15 protein-coding genes and 1 tRNA gene are annotated in these 18,458 nt (G+C 71.0%); 10 read left to right on the top strand and 6 right to left on the bottom strand.

Going from position 1 to position 18,458, the window contains the following annotated elements; genetic code table 11:
- The first annotated feature begins 116 nt into the window (after positions 1–116).
- The gene (locus tag BV907_RS06970) at positions 117–2,348 is read left to right on the top strand and encodes an alpha-galactosidase (protein WP_077489102.1); all 2,232 of its coding nucleotides are present in this window, start codon (positions 117–119) and stop codon (positions 2,346–2,348) included.
- Between the two features lie 247 nt (positions 2,349–2,595).
- Positions 2,596–3,306: an alpha/beta fold hydrolase gene (locus tag BV907_RS06965; RefSeq protein WP_077489004.1), complete on the top strand. Its 711-nt coding sequence runs from the start codon at positions 2,596–2,598 to the stop codon at positions 3,304–3,306.
- 37 nt (positions 3,307–3,343) lie between these two features.
- Here the strand turns inward: BV907_RS06965 and BV907_RS06960 are convergent, their stop codons facing one another.
- Complete coding sequence (locus BV907_RS06960; RefSeq protein WP_139346651.1) at positions 3,344–4,234, bottom strand: hypothetical protein; 891 nt, start codon at positions 4,232–4,234, stop codon at positions 3,344–3,346.
- A 394-nt stretch (positions 4,235–4,628) separates the two neighbouring features.
- On the opposite strand from BV907_RS06960, the gene aroQ reads away from it, so the two are divergent.
- Positions 4,629–5,102: a type II 3-dehydroquinate dehydratase gene (gene aroQ, locus BV907_RS06955; RefSeq protein WP_077489101.1), complete on the top strand. Its 474-nt coding sequence runs from the start codon at positions 4,629–4,631 to the stop codon at positions 5,100–5,102.
- 41 nt (positions 5,103–5,143) lie between these two features.
- Here aroQ and BV907_RS06950 read toward each other — a convergent pair whose 3' ends face one another.
- Positions 5,144–6,331: a MarP family serine protease gene (locus BV907_RS06950; RefSeq protein WP_077489002.1), complete on the bottom strand. Its 1,188-nt coding sequence runs from the start codon at positions 6,329–6,331 to the stop codon at positions 5,144–5,146.
- Positions 6,332–6,586: 255 nt separating this feature from the next.
- Here BV907_RS06950 and BV907_RS06945 point away from each other — a divergent pair, with 255 nt between their 5' ends.
- Positions 6,587–7,264 (top strand): Crp/Fnr family transcriptional regulator, encoded by a 678-nt coding sequence (locus BV907_RS06945; RefSeq protein ID WP_077489001.1) that lies wholly within the window; start codon positions 6,587–6,589, stop codon positions 7,262–7,264.
- A gap of 90 nt (positions 7,265–7,354) precedes the next feature.
- Here the strand turns inward: BV907_RS06945 and BV907_RS06940 are convergent, their stop codons facing one another.
- Genes BV907_RS06940 through sp36 form a run of 3 tightly spaced genes read right to left on the bottom strand, consistent with a single transcriptional unit; the run spans position 7,355 to position 9,010 of the window.
- On the bottom strand, positions 7,355–8,353 hold the full coding sequence (locus tag BV907_RS06940; RefSeq protein WP_245827833.1) for an NUDIX hydrolase: 999 nt from the start codon (positions 8,351–8,353) through the stop codon (positions 7,355–7,357).
- On the bottom strand, positions 8,337–8,855 hold the full coding sequence (locus BV907_RS06935; RefSeq protein WP_077489000.1) for a RidA family protein: 519 nt from the start codon (positions 8,853–8,855) through the stop codon (positions 8,337–8,339). Before BV907_RS06935 ends, BV907_RS06940 begins: the two co-directional genes overlap by 17 nt.
- On the bottom strand, positions 8,852–9,010 hold the full coding sequence (sp36, locus tag BV907_RS06930; RefSeq protein ID WP_077488999.1) for a Sp36 family protein: 159 nt from the start codon (positions 9,008–9,010) through the stop codon (positions 8,852–8,854). The genes BV907_RS06935 and sp36 overlap by 4 nt, the downstream gene beginning before the upstream one ends.
- Positions 9,011–9,046: 36 nt before the next feature.
- Here sp36 and BV907_RS06925 point away from each other — a divergent pair, with 36 nt between their 5' ends.
- From BV907_RS06925 to BV907_RS06905, 5 genes are all read left to right on the top strand, one after another.
- Positions 9,047–11,320: a transglycosylase domain-containing protein gene (locus BV907_RS06925; RefSeq protein WP_077488998.1), complete on the top strand. Its 2,274-nt coding sequence runs from the start codon at positions 9,047–9,049 to the stop codon at positions 11,318–11,320.
- An 82-nt stretch (positions 11,321–11,402) separates the two neighbouring features.
- Entirely contained in the window at positions 11,403–12,293 is an 891-nt protein-coding gene (locus BV907_RS06920) for a metallophosphoesterase (RefSeq protein WP_245827839.1), read from the top strand.
- A gap of 148 nt (positions 12,294–12,441) precedes the next feature.
- Positions 12,442–14,331: an ABC transporter ATP-binding protein gene (locus BV907_RS06915; RefSeq protein ID WP_077488997.1), complete on the top strand. Its 1,890-nt coding sequence runs from the start codon at positions 12,442–12,444 to the stop codon at positions 14,329–14,331.
- Positions 14,328–16,175 (top strand): ABC transporter ATP-binding protein, encoded by a 1,848-nt coding sequence (locus BV907_RS06910; protein ID WP_077488996.1) that lies wholly within the window; start codon positions 14,328–14,330, stop codon positions 16,173–16,175. Before BV907_RS06915 ends, BV907_RS06910 begins: the two co-directional genes overlap by 4 nt.
- 284 nt (positions 16,176–16,459) lie before the next feature.
- Positions 16,460–16,536, top strand: a tRNA-Pro gene (locus BV907_RS06905).
- 201 nt (positions 16,537–16,737) lie between these two features.
- Here the strand turns inward: BV907_RS06905 and BV907_RS06900 are convergent.
- The gene (locus BV907_RS06900) at positions 16,738–17,013 is read right to left on the bottom strand and encodes a hypothetical protein (protein ID WP_245827832.1); all 276 of its coding nucleotides are present in this window, start codon (positions 17,011–17,013) and stop codon (positions 16,738–16,740) included.
- Positions 17,014–17,143: 130 nt separating this feature from the next.
- Here BV907_RS06900 and BV907_RS06895 point away from each other — a divergent pair, with 130 nt between their 5' ends.
- Entirely contained in the window at positions 17,144–18,415 is a 1,272-nt protein-coding gene (locus BV907_RS06895; RefSeq protein WP_077488994.1) for a helix-turn-helix domain-containing protein, read from the top strand.
- Positions 18,416–18,458: the final 43 nt, after the last annotated feature.

The raw sequence follows: 18,458 nt of genomic DNA, 5'->3' as shown, positions 1-18,458 counted from the left end.
CGCCCTCTTCCAGTAGGCCCGCCCCGCCGGGGCCGGTCCCCGCGGCACCGCCCGCCGGGACCGGCCCCCGCCTCCCACCCGCCCGCACCACGTGAAAGCGAACAGCAATGCACCCCCTGACCCCTCTGCACCTCCAGGCAGCCGGCACGAGCCTCGTGCTCGCCTTCGACTCCGGCGAGGCCCAGATCGTCCACTGGGGCGCCAGCCTGGGTGCTGACCTCCCGGACCTCGGCCTCCTGGCCCCGCCCGTGCCGCACTCGGCCCTCGACGTCCCGGTCGTCGCCGGGCTCGTCCCGCAGGCCTCCTCGGGCTGGCTCGGCCGGCCGGGCCTGCGCGGCCACCGCACGGCCCCCGTCGCCGGCGGGCAGGCGCTGCCCGGCTTCGGCTTCTCGCCGGCCCTGCGCGTCGTCTCGGCGGAGACGACCGCCGCGCCGGGCGCGGGGACCGCGGCGGCGGGCACCGCCGTCGTGCGCCAGCGCGACGACGAGGCCGGCCTCGAGATCGCGACGAGCCTGCGCCTGAACCCCGGCGGGCTGCTCGAACTGACGCACACGCTGACCAACACGGGCGCGACCGCGTACCAGCTCGACGAGCTCGGCGCCGTGCTCCCGGTGCCGGGCGACGCCGTCGAGCTCCTCGACCTGACGGGCCGCTGGTGCCGCGAGAACCACCCCCAGCGGCACGCGATCGCCCAGGGCACGTGGGTGCGATCGGGCCGGCACGGCCGCACGGGGCACGACTCGTCGCTGCTCGTCGCCGCGGGCACGGCCGGCTTCTCGAACCGTTCGGGCCGCGTGTGGGCCGTGCACTTCGGCTGGTCCGGCAACCACGAGCAGTACCTCGACTCGCTCGCCGACGGGCGGCGCATGCTCGGCGCGTGCGAGCTCCTCGGCCCGGGCGAGGTCCTGCTCGCCCCCGGTGCCTCGTACACGACGCCGGTGCTGTTCGCGGCCTACTCGGACCGCGGCCTCGACGGCGTGACCGAGCGGTTCTACGACTGGTTCCGCGCGCGGCCGCATCACGTGGGCACCCAGGGCGAGGCCGGCGGGTCGGGCAGGGCGCGCCCGGTCGTGCTCAACACGTGGGAGGCCGTGTACTTCGACCACCGCATCGAGCCGCTCCTCGAGCTCGCGGAGTCCGCCGCGGAGCTCGGCGTGGAGCGATTCGTGCTCGACGACGGGTGGTTCCGCGGGCGCCGCGACGACAGCGCGGGCCTCGGCGACTGGTACGTCGATGAGGGCCTGTGGCCCGACGGGCTCACGCCGCTCATCGACGCCGTGACCTCCCGCGGAATGGAGTTCGGCCTCTGGGTCGAGCCGGAGATGGTGAACCTCGACTCGGACGTGGCCCGGCAGCACCCTGACTGGATCGTCGGCCCGGCCGCTGCCTCGCACAAGGAGGGTGGGCGCCTGCCGCTCGAGTGGCGGCAGCAGCACATCCTCGACCTCGCGAACCCCGAGGCCTGGCAGTACATCTACGACCGCCTCGACACCCTGCTGTCGGAGAACAGCATCTCCTACCTCAAGTGGGACCAGAACCGGGACCTCGCCGAGCACGGCAGCGGCGGCCGGCCGTCGGTGCACGAGCAGACGCTCGCCGCCTACCGGCTCTTCGACGCCCTCAAGGCGGCCCACCAGGACGTCGAGATCGAGTCCTGCTCCTCGGGCGGGGCACGCGTGGACCTCGGCATCCTGCAGCGCACCGACCGGGTCTGGGCCTCGGACTGCAACGACGCCCTCGAGCGGCAGACGATCCAGCGCTGGACCCAGGCCGTCCTTCCGCCCGAGCTCGTCGGCGCGCATGTGGGCCCAACGCACTCGCACACGACGGGCCGCGTGCACGACATCTCGTTCCGCGCCGCGACGGCCCTCTTCGGCCACTTCGGCATGGAATGGGACATCCGCCAGGCCACAGAGGCCGAGCGGGAGACGCTCCGCCGGGCGATCGCGCTGTTCAAGCGGCATCGCGGGCTCCTGCACTCGGGGGTGCGGGTCAATGCGGACGTGGCGGAGCCGAACCTGCGCCTGCACGGCGTCGTCGCGCACGACGGCGGGGAGGGCCTCTTCGCGACCGTCGCCCTGGGCACGTTCGCGGCCGAGATGCCCGGGCGGGTAGGCATCCCGGGGCTCGACCCCGAGCGCACGTACCGCGTGGCCGCCGTCCTGCCGACTCCCGACGACGCCGACTGGAAGGACACCTTCACGCAGATTGCGCCACCGGCGTGGCTCTCGGACGGCGGCGCGACGGCCACGGGCCGGTTCCTCGCCGAGGTAGGCCTGCCCCTGCCGATCCTGCGACCGGAGCACGCGCTGCTCATCTACGCCGAGGAGGTCCGGGTCGCGGCCTGAGCCTGCTTGGCCCCCCGCGCCCGGCCGAGTGGTCCGGCCCGGAGCGAGGGCGTCACGAGGACCGGTCTCGTATGAGACCGGTCCTCGGCTGCGAGACAGGTCCCCTTCCTTGCGGTCTCGCGGCCCCGGACCGGTCTCGTGGCCCTCCTCCGCGCATGGCCCCCTCCTCGGTGAGAGTCAAGCGACCTCCCTGTCTCCCTCTGTTGGCCCTTGAGTGCCGAACCGTGGCGGGTCAAGAATGCGTGCCATGGGTGGAGAACCGGCTCTGGTCCTGGTGCACAGCCCACTGGTCGGCGCATCCGTCTGGGAGCCGGTCGCGAGCGTGCTGCGCCTGCAGGGGAAGGAAACTGTGGTGCCGTCCTTGGCCGACGTGTTCGCGGGCCCGGCTCCGTACTACCCACGGCTCGCCGCGGCTGTCGCGGACGCGATCGACCCGGACAAGCACAACGGTGACAGCCGCGTTGTCCTCGTCGGGCACAGCGGCGCGGGCGCCTTGCTGCCCTCTGTCGCGGACGCGACAACGACGGCGGTCGTCGGCATGGTCTTCGTCGATGCGCTTCTGCCCCACCCCGGCCGCAGCTGGTTCAGCACAGTCCCGGAGGATATGCGTGGGCAGATGCGCGGCCTCGCGCGGGACGGCCTCCTGCCGCCGTGGAACGAGTGGTTCCCACCGGGCGTCCTCGAGCATCTCCTGCCCGACCCCGGATTGCGGGCCCGCTTCAGCGCAGAGCTCCCGCGGCTCCCCGTGGCCTATTTCGACGAGCCCGCCCCTGCGGTTCCAGACCCTGCCCCGTCGCAGAGCGCGTACTTGCGGCTGGCCTACACGGCCCAAGCCGAGGACGCTGAACGGGCCGGCTGGCATGTGACCAGTCGCAGCTCACATCATCTGGCCATGCTCACCGAACCCCACGAGATCGGTGCAGCCCTCGGTCACCTGATCGACGCGCTCGCACCATGATGGGCGCTCGCACCGTGATGGGATTAGCCGGCACACGTCACGCTGCTGTTCGGCGGGCCGGAACCACATATCCGGAGAGCTTCGACATGATGCGTCGTCGGATCTCCTCCGGCCGTTCGAGGTCGCTCCACCGGATCCTGATGAAGCGCCAGCCCCTTTCCATCAAGGCTGCTTCGCGGCGGCGTTCTGCGAGCACAGCCTGCTGCGGCGTGCCTTGCTGGCTGTACTTGCCCTCACCGTCGAATTCGACGATGAGCATCGCCTCGGGCCAGGCGAAGTCCACCCGATGATGGCCCTCGGTCGTGGTGAGCCAGAGCTGGAGGACGGGCTCCGGGATGCCGAACAGCGACATCAGGAGGCGCAGGCGCGTTTCCCCCACGGACTCGGAACGGCTGTCAGCGAGGGCGAGAACGCGGCGCGCCACTGAGATTCCACGAGTCGTCGTCGCGGCCTCCAGTTCGGCAGCGACAGCTTCCCTGCTCAGACCGTCAGCCAAGAGACTGTCGACGATGACCAGGCCCTTCTCGAGCGGCAGCGTCCGCGCACAGTCCACGGCCGTTCGGGCGCGCGACGTCGCCGTGACGGGACCCCACGGCGAATCGACCGCGACGCCCGCGGCCTCGGGCAGCTGGTGGCAGTGCGCCGTCACGTCGGTGCCGTGGTTGCGCTGCCCGTTCCTGTAGACCGTCGTGACGTGGACGTTCTCCCCGGCCTCCCAGACGCGCCCGCCGTGCAGGATGGCGGCGCTGGAATGGGAGTACACCGCTCCGCTCACAGTCCGGATGTGGGCCTCAAGCCTGCGAGGCTGACGCTCCCAGGGCGCGAGCGTCCGCCAGGCCGAGGCAACCGCATAGGCGCCGCGCCGCACGCGGACGAGCAGACCGGCTGCTACGGCTGCGGCAAGCTGCCGTTCCCCGATCCCGGCCATGCGGAGGTATGCGGCCGTGCAGACCTCCCCTTCCGGCCATGCTGCAGCGAGCCGCGCTTCCAAAGCTTTCGTATCCATGCGCCCACTCTCCTGATGCGGTGCCCGCTAGGGGAGACAGAAGGAGGCCCATGTGGACGACACGCCGTGACCAGCTGCTGTGGAGGGACAACCGGCAGCACAGTTCAGGCAGATGTAGCACAGTGCAGGCAGATGGAGGTGGGCGGCGGCGCTCCAGAATGAGCGGTGCCCGGGCAGCAACACGCGCCAGACGCTTCCCCCACCACGAAAACGACACAGGTGCTCCACCGCGAGACAGGTCCGGGACAGACCGGTGTTGCAGCCGCGGACCGGTCTGGTCGCGAGACCGGTCCGCAGGAGGCCTAGAGTGGGGGCCATGACGGAAGAGACCCCCCGCGGCATGATCCTGGTCGTCAACGGCCCGAACCTGAACCTCCTCGGAACGCGCGAGCCGGAGAAGTACGGAACGGCCACCCTCGCCGACGTCGAGCGGCTCTGCGCCGAGGCAGCGGCGGCCCACGGCCTCGAAGTGCACTGCGTCCAGTCGAACCACGAGGGCGACCTCCTCGATGCGATCCACGAGGCCCGCACGACTGCGCTCGGCATCGTCATCAACGCTGGCGCATTCACGCACACGTCGGTCGCGATCCGCGACGCGATCTCGGCCGTCCAGCTCCCCGCCGTCGAGGTGCACATCACGAACGTGCACGCGCGCGAGCCCTTCCGCCACCACTCGTACCTCAGCGACATCAGCAAGGCGGTGATCGCGGGCGCGGGCGTCCTCGGCTACCGTTTCGCGGTCGAGTACCTCGCTGACCTCACCGAGGCGCGCAAGGCCACGGTCGCCTGACCCGGACTCCCCCGCGCGGCCCTGCGGGCCCGTGGCGTGCCCTACTTCCGCGTGCACACTCCCGGCTGGACGGGCGCCGTCATGGACGCCGACGCGGCGGCGACCGGCCCAAGCTCCTCCATCGTGATCCCGTAGCCGACGCCCTCGGTGGACTCGCTCTTGGCGAAGATCACCCCCGTGACCTGCCCGCCGAGGGTCAGGAGCGGTCCGCCCGAATTGCCCTGCTGGACATTGCCGGAGAGCTGGTAGACCTGCTTGGGCGTCTCGTTCGTGCCGTAGATGTCCGGGGCGAGGACCGTCGTCGTGCCCTGGATGACGGCGGGGCGTGTCTGGAACGGCCCGCCGAGGGGGTAGCCGGCGAAGGCCGCGTTCGTCCCCGCAGGGCTCGTGGCGGTCAGCGGAAGCGTGGGCACGTCGAGCCCGTCGACGGAGAGCACGGCGAGGTCGTGCACGGCGTCGAAGTACACGACGCGGCCCGTGCGCGCGCCGCCGCTCTGAAGCTCGACGACGGGCTCCCCCACCCCGGCGACGACGTGGGCATTGGTCACCACCCGGTCCCGGGCGACGACGAAGCCGGTGCCCGTCTGGTTCTGCCCGCACTGGAACGCCGTGCCCGTGATGCGGAGGACCGACTCCGAGGCCGCCCGCAGCTCGGGCGTGTCCGCGGCCTCGTCCGGGACGGTGACCGGATTGACCGGCCCGCCGATGCCCTCGATGAGCTTGGGCAGGCCGTCCCCGACGGCGAATGCGCGCAGCGCCGCGGCCTGCTCCTTGACGGCCTCGGGCGTCAGGTCGTCGATGCCCCGCACGACCCTCGAGTCGGCGATCTGCTGGGAGACCCACGGGATGCCGATGCTCGAGACGGTGAATGCGGTCATCGAGATGATGAGGGCCGTCACGACGAGGCTCACTGCCCCGCCGAGGGCACGGTCGACGGCGCCGGCCCCCCTGAACGTGATGCCGCGACGGATGCGGTGGCCGAGGGCGGAGCCAAGCGCGTTGCCGGCCGCCATGAGGGTCACCGCAGTGATGACGACGCCGGCCGCCCGCCAGCCGCTCTCGGCGAGGGCCTGGCTCACGAGCGGCACCGCAAAGAACGCGGCCGCTCCCCCGGCGAGGAAGCCCAGGATACCGGCCAGGCTCACGACGAATCCGGCCCGGATGCCGTTGGCCAGATATCCAATCAGCACGAGCACGAGGACCACGTCGAGGAACGTCACACCGAACAACACCCTCGGAGTCTATCCGCGGCTCCTGACTCTCCTCTGTGAGCCGGTCTGGCCCCAACGCGCTCCGTTCGGCACGCCAATCCCCCCGGACCATCGGGCTGTGCAAAAGCCCAATCGGCCCTCAAGCGGCCTGTGTCGGCTGCCAAGTTCGTCACAAAGCGGAGAGGGATCTGAAACAATGACGGCGGAGCCAGCCACGTGCGGGGCACAAACCGCAGGTGAACTGAACGAAGTGAACGGAACTAGGAGACTGCTTTGGACATCGAGGTACTGCGCCGCGCGCCCCTCTTCGCAACGCTCGACGACGACGCCTTCCGCCTGCTGACGGACGAGCTCACGGAGGTGGACCTCTCCCGCGGTGCATCGGTGTTCCGGGAGGGCGACCAGGGGGACCAGCTCTACTTCATCGTCTCCGGCAAGGTGAAGCTCGGCCGCACGTCGCCCGACGGCCGCGAGTCGCTCCTCGCGATCCTCGGCCCGGGCGAGCTCTTCGGTGAGATGGCCCTCTTCGACCCGGCACCGCGCAACGCGACCGCGACCGCCGTCTCCGAGACCCGCCTCGCGGGCCTGAAGAACGAGTCCCTCAACGCGCTGCTGCGCAACCGCCCCGAGGTCTCGGCCCAGCTGCTGCAGGCCCTCGCCCGCCGCCTGCGCCGCACGAACGACTCGCTCTCGGACCTCGTGTTCTCCGACGTCCCGGGCCGCGTCGCGAAGGCCCTGCTCGACCTCGCGGACCGCTTCGGCCGCCCCGCGACCGACGGTGTGCTCGTGGCCCACGAGCTCACCCAGGAGGAGCTCGCCCAGCTCGTCGGCGCCTCTCGCGAGACCGTCAACAAGGCCCTCGCGGAGTTCGTCCAGCGCGGCTGGATCCGCCTCGAGGCGCGCGCCGTCGTCATCCTCGACATGCAGCGCCTGCGCCAGCGCTCGCGCTGAGCGGCCGGGGCACAACGCCCCGAGCACGGCGCGGACCACGAAGGAGCCGGCCCCGCGGGGGCCGGCTCCTTCGAGTCTGTGCTGGGTGCGTCAGTCGCCGGGCGCCGCGCCCGCGGGCCTCGCATCCGTGGGTCCCGCGCCCGCGGGCCTCGCGTCCGCAGGGCCCGCCCCCGGCGGGACGACGCTGAGCGCCTCGGTGGGCGGCGCCGCGGCAGGGGCCTCGACCTCGAGGAAGAGCTGCCCGGCGTCCTCGACGAGTTCGGCCTGGTACGTGTGCGTGGTGCGCTTGATATTCAGGTAGGCGATGCAGCCCTTGGCCTTGGCCATCTTGGCAAGGATGATCTCGGTCGCGGGGACGAGGAGCTCCGGGAGCACCTGCCCTCGGGTCTCCGGCTGGCCGATGCGATCCCCCAGATGGGTCGTGTCCCGTTCCGCCATGACCTTCGCGGCGGTCACCCACCCGCCCCACACGCCCTTGCTGGGGAGGAGGGTCGGCGTCTGGCCGACCGGCAGGGTCGCGGCGAAGTAGCGCGTGTCGAAGCGGCGGTGGGCGAAGTCGGGGGTCACCCAGTGCACGAGGGGCCGTAGGAGGTCGGTGCGCAGCCCCAGTCCCCGCTTCGCGAGCAGCTCGGCGAAGCCGATCTCCTGCCCGGAGAGGGCCTCACGGGCGCGGACCCAGTCAGCGGTCCCGGTGCCCTCCACCACGGTGGACTCGTCCGACCCGGCGAGCAGCACGCCGGTCTCCTCGAAGAGCTCGCGGATGGCCGCCACGACATGCACGCGCGCGATGGAATAGTCGGCGGTCCCGAGGAGCTCGGCCCAGTGCCCGACGGAGGGTCCGTACCAGTCGAAGCTGTCCTCATCGGTGTTCTCGGCGGACCCGCCGGGGAACGCGACAAGGCCGAGCGGCGAGTCCCCGGGTCGGTAGGCGAGCCACGTCTCGGTGCCGTCCGCCGAATCACGGATGAGGGCAACCGAAGACGCAGGGCGCGGCGACCGCGGCGTCCGCTCCTCGTCGGAGAGCCAGCTGCGGGCCGCGCCCTGCAGGCGCTTGGGCAGGACGAAGCGCCGCCTAAGCGAAGTCGGCAATCAGCTCCACCTCGACCGGGGCGTCGAGCGGCAGCACCGCGACGCCGACGGCGGAGCGTGCGTGGGTGCCCGCCTCGCCGAAGACCTTGCCGAGCAGCTCGGACGCGCCGTTGACGACGCCGGGCTGCCCCGTGAACGACGGATCGGAGGCGACGAAGCCCACGACCTTGACGATCCTCGTGATGCGGTCGAGATCGCCGATCTGCGCCTTGACCGCGGCGAGCGCGTTGATGATGCACAGCTCGGCGTACGTCTTCGCGTCCTCGGCGCTCACCTCGGCGCCGACCTTCCCGGTGGCGGGGAGCTGGCCCGAGACGAACGGGAGCTGGCCGGACGTGTAGACGGTCGATCCGGTGACGACGGCGGGGACGTACGCCGCGACCGGGGTGGCGACCTCGGGCAGGGCCAGGCCGAGGTCCGCGAGGCGGCGCTCGACGGCGCTCGTCACCTCGGGCTCCTTCGCGGCAGTGGTCTTGGCCGTCTGGACTGTGGGATCGGTCACGCCTGCTTCTCCTTCTTCAGGTAGGCGACCATGCCGTTGCCGCCGGGGCCGGGGACCACCTGGACGAGCTCCCAGCCGTCCTCGCCCCACTGGTCGAGGATCTGCTTGGTGGCATGGACGATGAGGGGCACGGTGGCGTATTCCCAGGCGGTCATGAGGCCAGACTAGCCCCTCCCGTTAGACTCCTACACATGGCGTCTGGCAAGAACCCTGTCTTCGACACGGCCACAACCCTCGGCAAAATCCTCGCCTTCCTCGGCGTGAGCGCGATCTGCGGGGTGCTCGTGGCGGGCCTCATGGTGCCCGCCGCGGCCGTCACGGGAAGCGCTGCCAACGGCTCTGTGCAGTTCTTCGAGAGCCTCCCCGGGGAGCTCACGGTGGACAGTCCCGGGCAGGTGACAAGGGTCCTCGCAGCGGACGGCTCGGAGATCGCGACGCTCTTCGCGGAGAACCGCACCCACGTCCCGCTCGACGCGATGTCGCAGAACATGAAGGACGCCATCATCGCGATCGAGGATTCGCGGTTCTACGAGCACGGAGGCGTCGACACGACGGGCATCCTCCGTGCCGTCGCGGCGAACCTCAGCGGCAACCGGCAGGGCGCCTCGACCCTGACGCAGCAATACGTCACAAATGTCATCAACGAGGCCCTCATCGCCCAGGGCAAGGACAGCGACGTCGTGCTCAACGGTCAGAAGGGCGTCGGCGACAAGCTGCGCGAGATGAAGCTCGCCATCGCGCTCGAGAAGCAGTACTCGAAGGACGAGATCCTCGAGGGCTATCTCAACATCGTCTTCTTCAACCGCAACGCCTACGGCATCCAGGCCGCGAGCCAGTACTTCTTCTCCGTGGACGCGAAGGACCTCTCGATCCCGCAGGCGGCGCTCCTCGCGGGCCTCGTGAACAGCCCGACGCTCTACAACCCGGAGATCAACCCGGACAACGCGCTCGCGCGCCGCAACCTCGTCATCGACGCGATGCTGATGCACGGCAAGATCAACCAGCAGCAGCACGATGAGGCGATCGCGACCCCGATCGAGCTCAAGCTCAGCCCGCCGAAGCAGGGCTGCGCCTACGCCCAGCAGGCCCAGTACTTCTGCGACTACGTGCTGCACACGATCCTCAACGACCCGGCCTACGGGCCCACGGCGGACGAGCGCGAGAAGAAGGTCTTCCGCGGCGGCCTGACGATCAAGACGACCCTCGACCCGCGCCTCCAGGGCCCGGCCCAGGCCCGCGTGGACGCGACGGCCGGCGAGAACCCGGACAAGTGGGGCGGCTCGCTCCTGACGATCGAGCCGGGCACGGGCAAGGTCCTCGCCATGGCACAGAACTCGCGGATGCTCCCGGGCCAGGGCTCGAACTTCACGACGACGTACAACTTCAACGTCGACCGCAAGGACTCCAACGGCAACGAGCTCGGCGGCGCGGGCGGCTTCCAGCCCGGCTCGACGATGAAGCCGTTCACGTTCGCCGCATGGCTCACCGAGGGCAAGTCCGCGACCCAGACCATCGACGCCTCCCGGCGCGTCTACCCGCTCAACTACGCGTGGAGGACCACGTGCAACCGCGTCACCGGCGCATTCAACAGCGGGGAGGAGGGCCTCGGCGCCGCCCCGACGCTGCAGAACAACGACGAGGGCTACTACCGGGCGATGCCGATCAACTACGGCCTCTACAACTCGATCAACACGGCGACCTACGCCACGGCAGCCGGGCTGAACGACTTCTGCGACATCCAGCGCATCGTCGACGCCGTCCAGCTGCACAACGGCGAGGGCAAGGACAAGCTGGACATGTCTACGCTCTCCAGCCTCCTCGGCCCGTACAACGTCTCCCCGATGTCGATGGCCAGCGCGTTCGCGGTCTTCGCGAGCAACGGCACCTACTGCAGCCCGATGGCGGTCACCGAGGTCACGGACATCAAGGGCCAGAAGATCGGCGGCCAGGCTCCGAGCTGCCAGCAGAACGTCATCAAGCCGGATGTCGCCAAGGGCGTCAACTTCACGCTCCAGGACGTGCTGGTGCGCGGCTCGGGCTACCAGCTCAAGCCCGGCGTGCCGGCGGCCGCCAAGACCGGCACGAACAACTTCAACAGCCAGACCTGGCTCCTGGGCTACACGACGGGCCTCGTCACGGCGTCGTTCTTCGGCGAGGCCCTCCAGGACCCGGGAGCTCGCCTGGGCCGCAACGTGAACATCAACGGCAAGTTCTACAAGGTCGTCGACGGCGCCCTCATCGCCGGCCCGCAGTGGGCCGACTACATGGCCCAAGTCGCGCGCCTCTACAGGGTTGACCCGTTCGAGGCCCCGCCGCAGTCCATGACCCAGGGAGCCCAGCCCCAGAACACGGCGCCCGCCAGCCCCTCGCCGTCGGGCCAGACCCCGACGCCGCAGCCCTCCCAGGCGCCGAGCCAGCCCGCGGCCACGAGTCCCGGCCGCGGCAACGGCAACGGCAACGGCTAGCGGCGTGGCGGCGACCGGGGGACGCACGACGGCGGCCCGCGTCTCGGCCGCGCTCGGCACCGGGGCGCGGCGCACCGCTCTCCTGGCCGGGATGGGACTGAGCGCGGGACTCGCGGCCGCGGCATACGGGTGGTGGGAGAAGGACCAGTTCACGCTCCGCGAGGAGACGCTGCGTGTCCTGCCCGCCGGCTCGCGGCCCCTGCGCGTCCTGCACCTGAGCGACATCCACTTCGTCCCGGGCCAGGCCGCCAAGGCCCGCTGGCTCGCTGGGCTCGCCGACCTCGAGCCGGACCTCGTGGTCAACACGGGCGACAACCTGAGCCACACCGGGGCCGTGCCGCCGCTCCTCACCGCGCTCCGTCCGCTCCTGCGCTTCCCCGGCGTGTTCGTCCCGGGCTCGAACGACTACTACGCCCCGACCCTGCGGAACCCCGCGAGCTATCTCGTGGGCCCCTCGTCGCGCACGCCGCTGCCGAGGAAGATCGCCCTCGACTGGCCGGCCCTCTTCGCGGGCTTCGGCGAGGCCGGCTGGATCAACCTGACCAACCGGTCCCAGTCGGTGCCGCTCAACGGGGTGCGCCTTGATTTCTCCGGCGTGGATGATCCCCATCTGGGCCGCGAGCGCTACGCCGAGTGGCCGCGCGGCGCGTCGGGCCACGACGAGAAGCCCCACCTCAAGGTCGCCGTCATCCACGCGCCCTACCAGAGGGTGCTCGACCACTTCGCCGACGCGGGCGCGCAGCTCATCCTCGCGGGCCACACCCACGGCGGGCAGCTCTGCATCCCGGGCTATGGGGCGCTCGTGTCCAACTGCGACCTCCCGACATGGCGGGCCAAGGGCCTGACCGACTGGGAGAATTCCGGGCGCACCGTCCCCCTCAACGTCTCGGGGGGGATCGGAACGTCGCGCTTCGCGCCGGTGCGCATCGCGTGCCGCCCCGAGGCGGTGCTGCTCACGCTCCTCGGGGCCTGAGCCAGCGGACCCGGGCCCGGCAGGACCCAGTCTCCGCGAGTGCGCGCCGTCCGGGATGTGAGCGCTCGCGCCGGAAACCGGTTTTCGGGCGTAGGGTGGTGTCCTCAGCCAACACACCTCACGACCCCGAGGCGGGTGAGTCCCCGGCATGCCACAGCGCGCCCCTGCACACGCCACCTCCGGACCCGCGCCGCAGACGCCGTTCTTCCGCAGCATCTCGCGGCTCGGCCCGGCCGTGCGGCCCATCCTCCCGCGCCTCGTCGCGGGCCTCGCCGCGGGCTTGGCCACCTCGGCCCTGGCCCTCGCCATCCCGCAGGTCCTGCGCGCGGTCATCGACCAGCTCGTCGCGAACGGCACACAGCCGTCGGCTGTGTGGGGAGCCGCCGGCGTCGTCCTCCTCCTCGGCGTGCTTGAGGCCGGCATGATGGTGCTGCGCCGGCTCTTCGTGATCGAGCCGAGCGTCAGGCTCGAGCGGCAGATGCGCGTCGCGATGTATGGGCACCTCCAGGACCTCCCCGTGGCCTTCCACGACCGCTGGGGCTCGGGCCAGCTGCTCTCGCGCTCGGTGGCTGACCTCGGCTTCCTGCGGCGCTGGCTCGCGTTCGGCGCGATCTTCCTCGTCGTGTCGGTGAGCACGGTGGCCATCGGGGCCGTGCTCCTGTTCACGCTCTCGTGGCAGCTCGCGCTCATCTTCCTGGCCGCGGCGCTGCCGATCATGGTCTACGGAGCGGTCTTCCGGCGGAACTTCTCCCTCGCAACCCGGCGCAGCCAGGACCTCGCGGGGGACCTCGCCACGACGGTCGAGGAGTCCGTCCACGGCATCCGCGTGCTCAAGGCCTTCGGCCGGGGCCGGGAGGCGCTGGAGAGCTTCGCCGAGCAGGCGGACCGGCTGCGCGAGACCGAGGTCGCCAAGGCCCGCCACCAGGCCGTGTTCAGCCTCGTCGTGACGCTCCTGCCCGAGCTCGCCCTCGGCGTCGGCCTCGTCACCGGAATCTGGCTCACCGCGACGGGGCAGCTGAGCATCGGCTCGCTCGCGGCCTTCTTCGCCACCGCGGCCGCCGTCGCGCAGCCCGTCGAATCGAGCGGAATGCTCGTCGGCATGGCGCTCACGGCCAAGACGGCCGTGGACCGGCACTTCGAGGTCATGGACGCCGCCGACACCATAACCGATCCCGCAGACCCCGAGCACCCCGCCGCCACGCGCGGCGCGCTCACGTTCCGTGATGTCGTCTTCGGGTACGCGCGGCGCGCAGGCGACGGCGCGGACGGTGGCGCCGCCCGCCCCGGTGGGGACGCGGCGCCAGCCGCCGTGCTCGCCGGCGTGACGCTCGAGGTGCGCCCGGGCGAGACCATGGCACTCGTCGGGGCGACGGGATCGGGGAAGAGCACGCTCCTGCAGCTGGCGCCGCGGCTCTACGACGTCGAGGCCGGCTCGGTCGAGATCGACGGCGTGGACGTGCGGCGCCTGCCGCTGGCCGAGCTGCGCCGCCTTGTCGCGGTCGCCTTCGAGGACACGACCCTCTTCTCGTCGTCGGTGCGGGACAACGTACTCCTCGGGGCCGCGGTGCGCGAGGGGCCCGAGGCGGAGGCGCTGCTCGCGGAAGCGCTCGACATCGCGCAGGCCCAGTTCGCCTACTCTCTCCCGGCCGGGCTCGACACCCGGATCGGCGAGGAGGGCCTGAGCCTCTCTGGCGGCCAGCGGCAGCGCATCGCCCTGGCCCGCGCCATCGCGGCCCGGCCCGCCGTCCTCGTGCTCGACGACCCGCTCTCGGCCCTCGACGTCGCGACGGAGGAGCGCGTCACAGCCCGCCTGCGCGAGGCCCTCACCGAGACGACGGCGCTCGTCGTCGCCCACCGGCCCTCGACCGTGGCCCTCGCGGACCGCGTCGCGCTGCTCGCCGGCGGCGTCATCGAGGACGTCGGGACGCATGCCGAGCTGCTGGCCCGCAGCGCGCACTACCGCTGGGTCATCGCGAGCCTGCCGGAGGGTCCCCGCAACCTCGACACCGAGCCCGGCGACCTCGAGGAGGCGCGATGAGCACGTCGACCACGCGAGCCGCCTTCGGGACGGCCGGCGAGGACTCCCTCGACCTCTCGCGCGAGGCGAGCCGCGCTGTGCGCCGCAGGTCGCTGCGGCTCCTGGGCGAACTCATGGGCCCGGTCCGTGGCCGGCTCGCAGCGACGCTCGCGATGGTCATCGTCTCGCAGGCCACGCGCGCCGCCGGCCCGGCGCTCATCGCCTTCGGGATCGACCGCGCGCTGCCCGCGCTCGCCGCGGGCGACCCGGGCGTCATGTGGCTCGCCGGCGGGGGCTATCTCGCTGCCGCGCTCACGACGGCGCTGCTCACCGCCGGCTACGTGACCTCGACGGCGGCGCTGAGCCAAGCCATGCTCCTGGACCTGCGCGTGCGCGTGTTCCGGCACACCCAGCGCCTGAGCCTGGACTTCCACGAGCACTACACCTCGGGGCGGATCATCAGCCGCCAGACGTCGGACCTCGAGGCCCTGCGCGAGCTCCTCGACACAGGCGTGGGCGCGCTCGCGTCCGGGCTCATGTTCATGGGCTTCACGGCCGCGGCGGTGTTCTTCCTCGACTGGCGCTCGGGGCTCATCATGCTCGCGGCCGCCGTGCCGATGGCCGTCCTCGCCCGCTGGTACCAGATCCGGTCCCAGCGGGCCTACCGGGCCTCGCGCGTCGTCTCGGCGAGGCTCATCGTGCACTTCGTCGAGACCATGACCGGCATCCGCGCCGTCAAGGCCTTCCGCCGGGAGCGGGACAACAGCGCTGAGTACGGCCGGCTCGCGGACGACTTCGCTGCGGCGACCCTGCGCTCCATCCAGCTCCACGGCGTGTTCCAGCCCGGGCTCGCGCTCATCGGGAACGTCTCGGTCGCGGCGGTGCTCCTCGCCGCGGGCGTCCGTGTGCTCGAGGGGACGCTCGCGGTCGGGGTGCTGCTCGCCGTCGTGCTCTCGACGAAGCGGTTCTTCGCCCCGCTCGAGCAGATGGCAATGTTCTACAACTCGTTCCAGAGCGCGCAGGCGGCGCTCGAGAAGGTTTCGGGCCTCCTCGAGGAGGTGCCCTCGGTCCAGCCTCCGCGCGACCCCGTGCCGCTGCCCCGCGCGCGCGGCGCGGTCGCGTTCGCGTCGGTCGCCTTCTCCTACGGCGAGGGCCCCGAGGTCCTGCCTGAGTTCTCGCTCGCCATCCCGGCGGGCCAGACGGTGGCGCTCGTCGGGGCGACGGGCGCGGGGAAGTCGTCGCTCGCCAAGCTCGTGGCCCGGTTCTACGACCCCTCGGCGGGCGCGGTGACGCTCGACGGCGTCGACCTGCGGCGGCTCTCGACGCACGACCTGCGGCGCGCCGTCGTCATGGTCACCCAGGAGGCGTTCCTGTTCTCCGGGAGCGTCGCGGACAACATCGCGCTCGGCCGCGCCGGCGCCTCCCGCGCGGACATCGAGGCCGCGGCGAAGGCCGTCGGCGCGCACGAGTTCATCTCCGCCCTCACCGAGGGCTACGACACGGATGTCACCAAGCGGGGCGGGCGGGTCTCGGCCGGCCAGCGGCAGCTGATCTCCTTCGCCCGCGCGGTGCTCGCCGATCCGGCGGTGCTCATCCTGGACGAGGCCACGAGCTCCCTCGACGTTCCCTCGGAGCGGCTCGTGCAGGCGGGGCTCTCGCGACTTTTGAGCCGAAGGGCGGGGAACGACGGGTCACGGCGGACCGCGGTCATCATCGCCCACCGGCTCTCGTCGGTCGAGATCGCCGACAGGGTGCTCGTCATGGAGGCCGGCCGCGTCGTCGAGGACGGCTCACCCGAGGAGCTCCTCGCGCGCGGAGGGAGGTTCGCGGCACTCCAGGCGGCATGGCGCGACTCGCTCGTCTGAAACCCGGGGTCACCTCCCAACAATGCAGGGTCATCTCCCAACGATCCGGGGTCACCTCCCAACAATGCGGGGTCACTTGCCTGCGACCCAGAGACATTGTCAGGACGATGACCTCGCATTCCAGAGACGTGACCTCGCATCCCAGAGACGTGACCTCGCATCCTTGGGATGTGACCCCGCAACTCCCTCCAGGAGGACGCCCGGGGTGGGCGGTTTCGATTTCGTCCTGCGGCCAGAATCGGGTAGTCTGGATGAGTTGCTTCGGGGAGAGCCGAGGCGCGGATCGGGATGTAGCGCAGCTTGGTAGCGCGCTTCGTTCGGGACGAAGAGGTCGCAGGTTCAAATCCTGTCATCCCGACCACACGAAGGCCCCGCAGCCCCTTGGGCGGCGGGGCCTTCGCCGTCCCCGGCGTCCAGCAGCCGCCAGTGCAGGGTCTGCCACGGGGAGCAGAGATAGCTGTGCCCCGGGATCGCTCCCGGGGCACAGTCGCGGTTGCAGTCTGGCCAGCCTCCTAGCCCTGCCTGCCACTCCGCGAGGTGGGCGCCTCAGTCGAGGGCGCCATCAGCCTTTCTTGGAGGGCTTGGCCGTCGGCTCGTCCACCGGCTCCGACATCGGGTCCGGCCAGTTGCCGATCGCCGTTGGGGCCGTCATGGGGTCCGGCCAGTTGCCGATCGCCGTCGGGGCCACAGCAACACCCGACAGAGCGATGGATCCGCCCAGGGCAATGGAAGCGATGAGTTTCTTCAGCATGATCTTGTCCTTTTTTTGTGTTCTGGATGCGATTTTCCAGAACGGGTGCGATGTTTCGGGCAGAGCGTGCTTTGTCGTGATTGACATCCCAAGTAAAATATTTTCCACACGGGCTGTCAAGCGGGCAGCTCCCCGCTGTATCTGGGGTTCGCGCAGCGGTTTGACGCATATGGTAAACGCAGGTCATTCCGGCAGGCGTGCGGGCGAGGAGGTCGCTGTGGGGAGTGGATTCGGCGAGAAGCTGAGGGCTGAGCGCCTTGAGCGTGGCCTCACCCAGGCCGAGCTCGGCAAGGACCTGTATTCCCCGAGCTACATCTCGCTGCTCGAGACCGGCCGCCGGGAGCCCACGGCGGAGGTCATCCAGGAACTCGCCCGCCGGCTCCAGCTTGCGCCGAAGGCCCTCGAGGCCTGGAGCCAGCCCGTGAGCGCCAATGACGCCGAGTATGTCCTCGCCGGGCTCTACGCACGCCAGGCCTGGGATCTCCGGGACTATGCGCAGGCGGCCACCCATGCGGCGACCGCAGCGCAGTTCGCGCTCGACGGCAAGAACAACAGTGCGTGGTGGAATATGACCTACATGCAGGCCGAATGCCTCATGAAACAGGGCGAACTCGCCGAGTGCCAGCGCATCGTCCAGCACCTCCTCGAACACCCCATCGTGGCGGAGTCCTCGGGGCTGGCCGTCCGGGCGCGCCAGATGCTCGCCGCTGTGTGCCACGGCCTCGGCCAGCTGAGCACCGCAATCGAGCACGCCCGCGAGGCCGTTCGCATGGGCGCCCAGCTGCCGGCGGGTTCGACGATCTACATCGGCGCGCTCCGCGCGCTCATCGGGGCGCTCGCCGAAAGTGGCAAGCTCGACGAGGCGTGGGACCAATGCCGCATCCTCGAGACGCTCGTCGACGAGGAGGCGATGGGCCAGCTCGCGGGCGAGATCGAATGGGTCATCGGCAACGTCGCATTCATGCGCGCCGACTATGAGGAGGGCGTCAAGCACCACGAGCGGGCGGCACAGCTCCTCTCCCCCGCGAACGACATCGAGCTGTGGGCGCGGTTCAACAAGGCCTCCGCCGCCGTGCGCCTCTCGGGCGGCATCATCGAGCCCGCCACCCTCGCAGCGATCGAGCGGGCCGAGCTCGCCCTGAGCATCGTGGGCGGCTCTCGCACCGAACAGCTCGAGGTCCGCTTCATCAGGGCCCGCTGGCTCTACCTCAACGGCGAGATCCGCCCCGCCATAGAGCTCCTCCGCACGATCCACAACGAGAAGGCGGTGCTCGGCCGGCACACGGCCGGCGAGGTCGCGCTCCTCCTCGGCCGGGCCTTCAAGGCGCTCGGAAGCAACGACGAGGCCCTCGAGATGCTCAAGGACGCCCGCGAGCAGTTCGGCTACGCGGGCGCCTCGGAGAAGGTCCAGCAGACCATGGACGCGATCCTCGAGATCCGGCTCGCCGCCCAGCGGGCGGAACGTCCGGACCCGCTCGGCGGGGAGTGATGCGGGGCCCAGGGTCGACTGCACTCGACCACCGGACCCCGCG

The sequence above is a fragment of the Sinomonas mesophila genome (genome assembly GCF_001999765.1).
GTDB lineage: Bacteria > Actinomycetota > Actinomycetes > Actinomycetales > Micrococcaceae > Sinomonas > Sinomonas mesophila.
The sequence above is the reverse complement of the archived record's forward strand: the minus strand, read 5'-3'. Positions and strand labels throughout refer to the sequence as shown.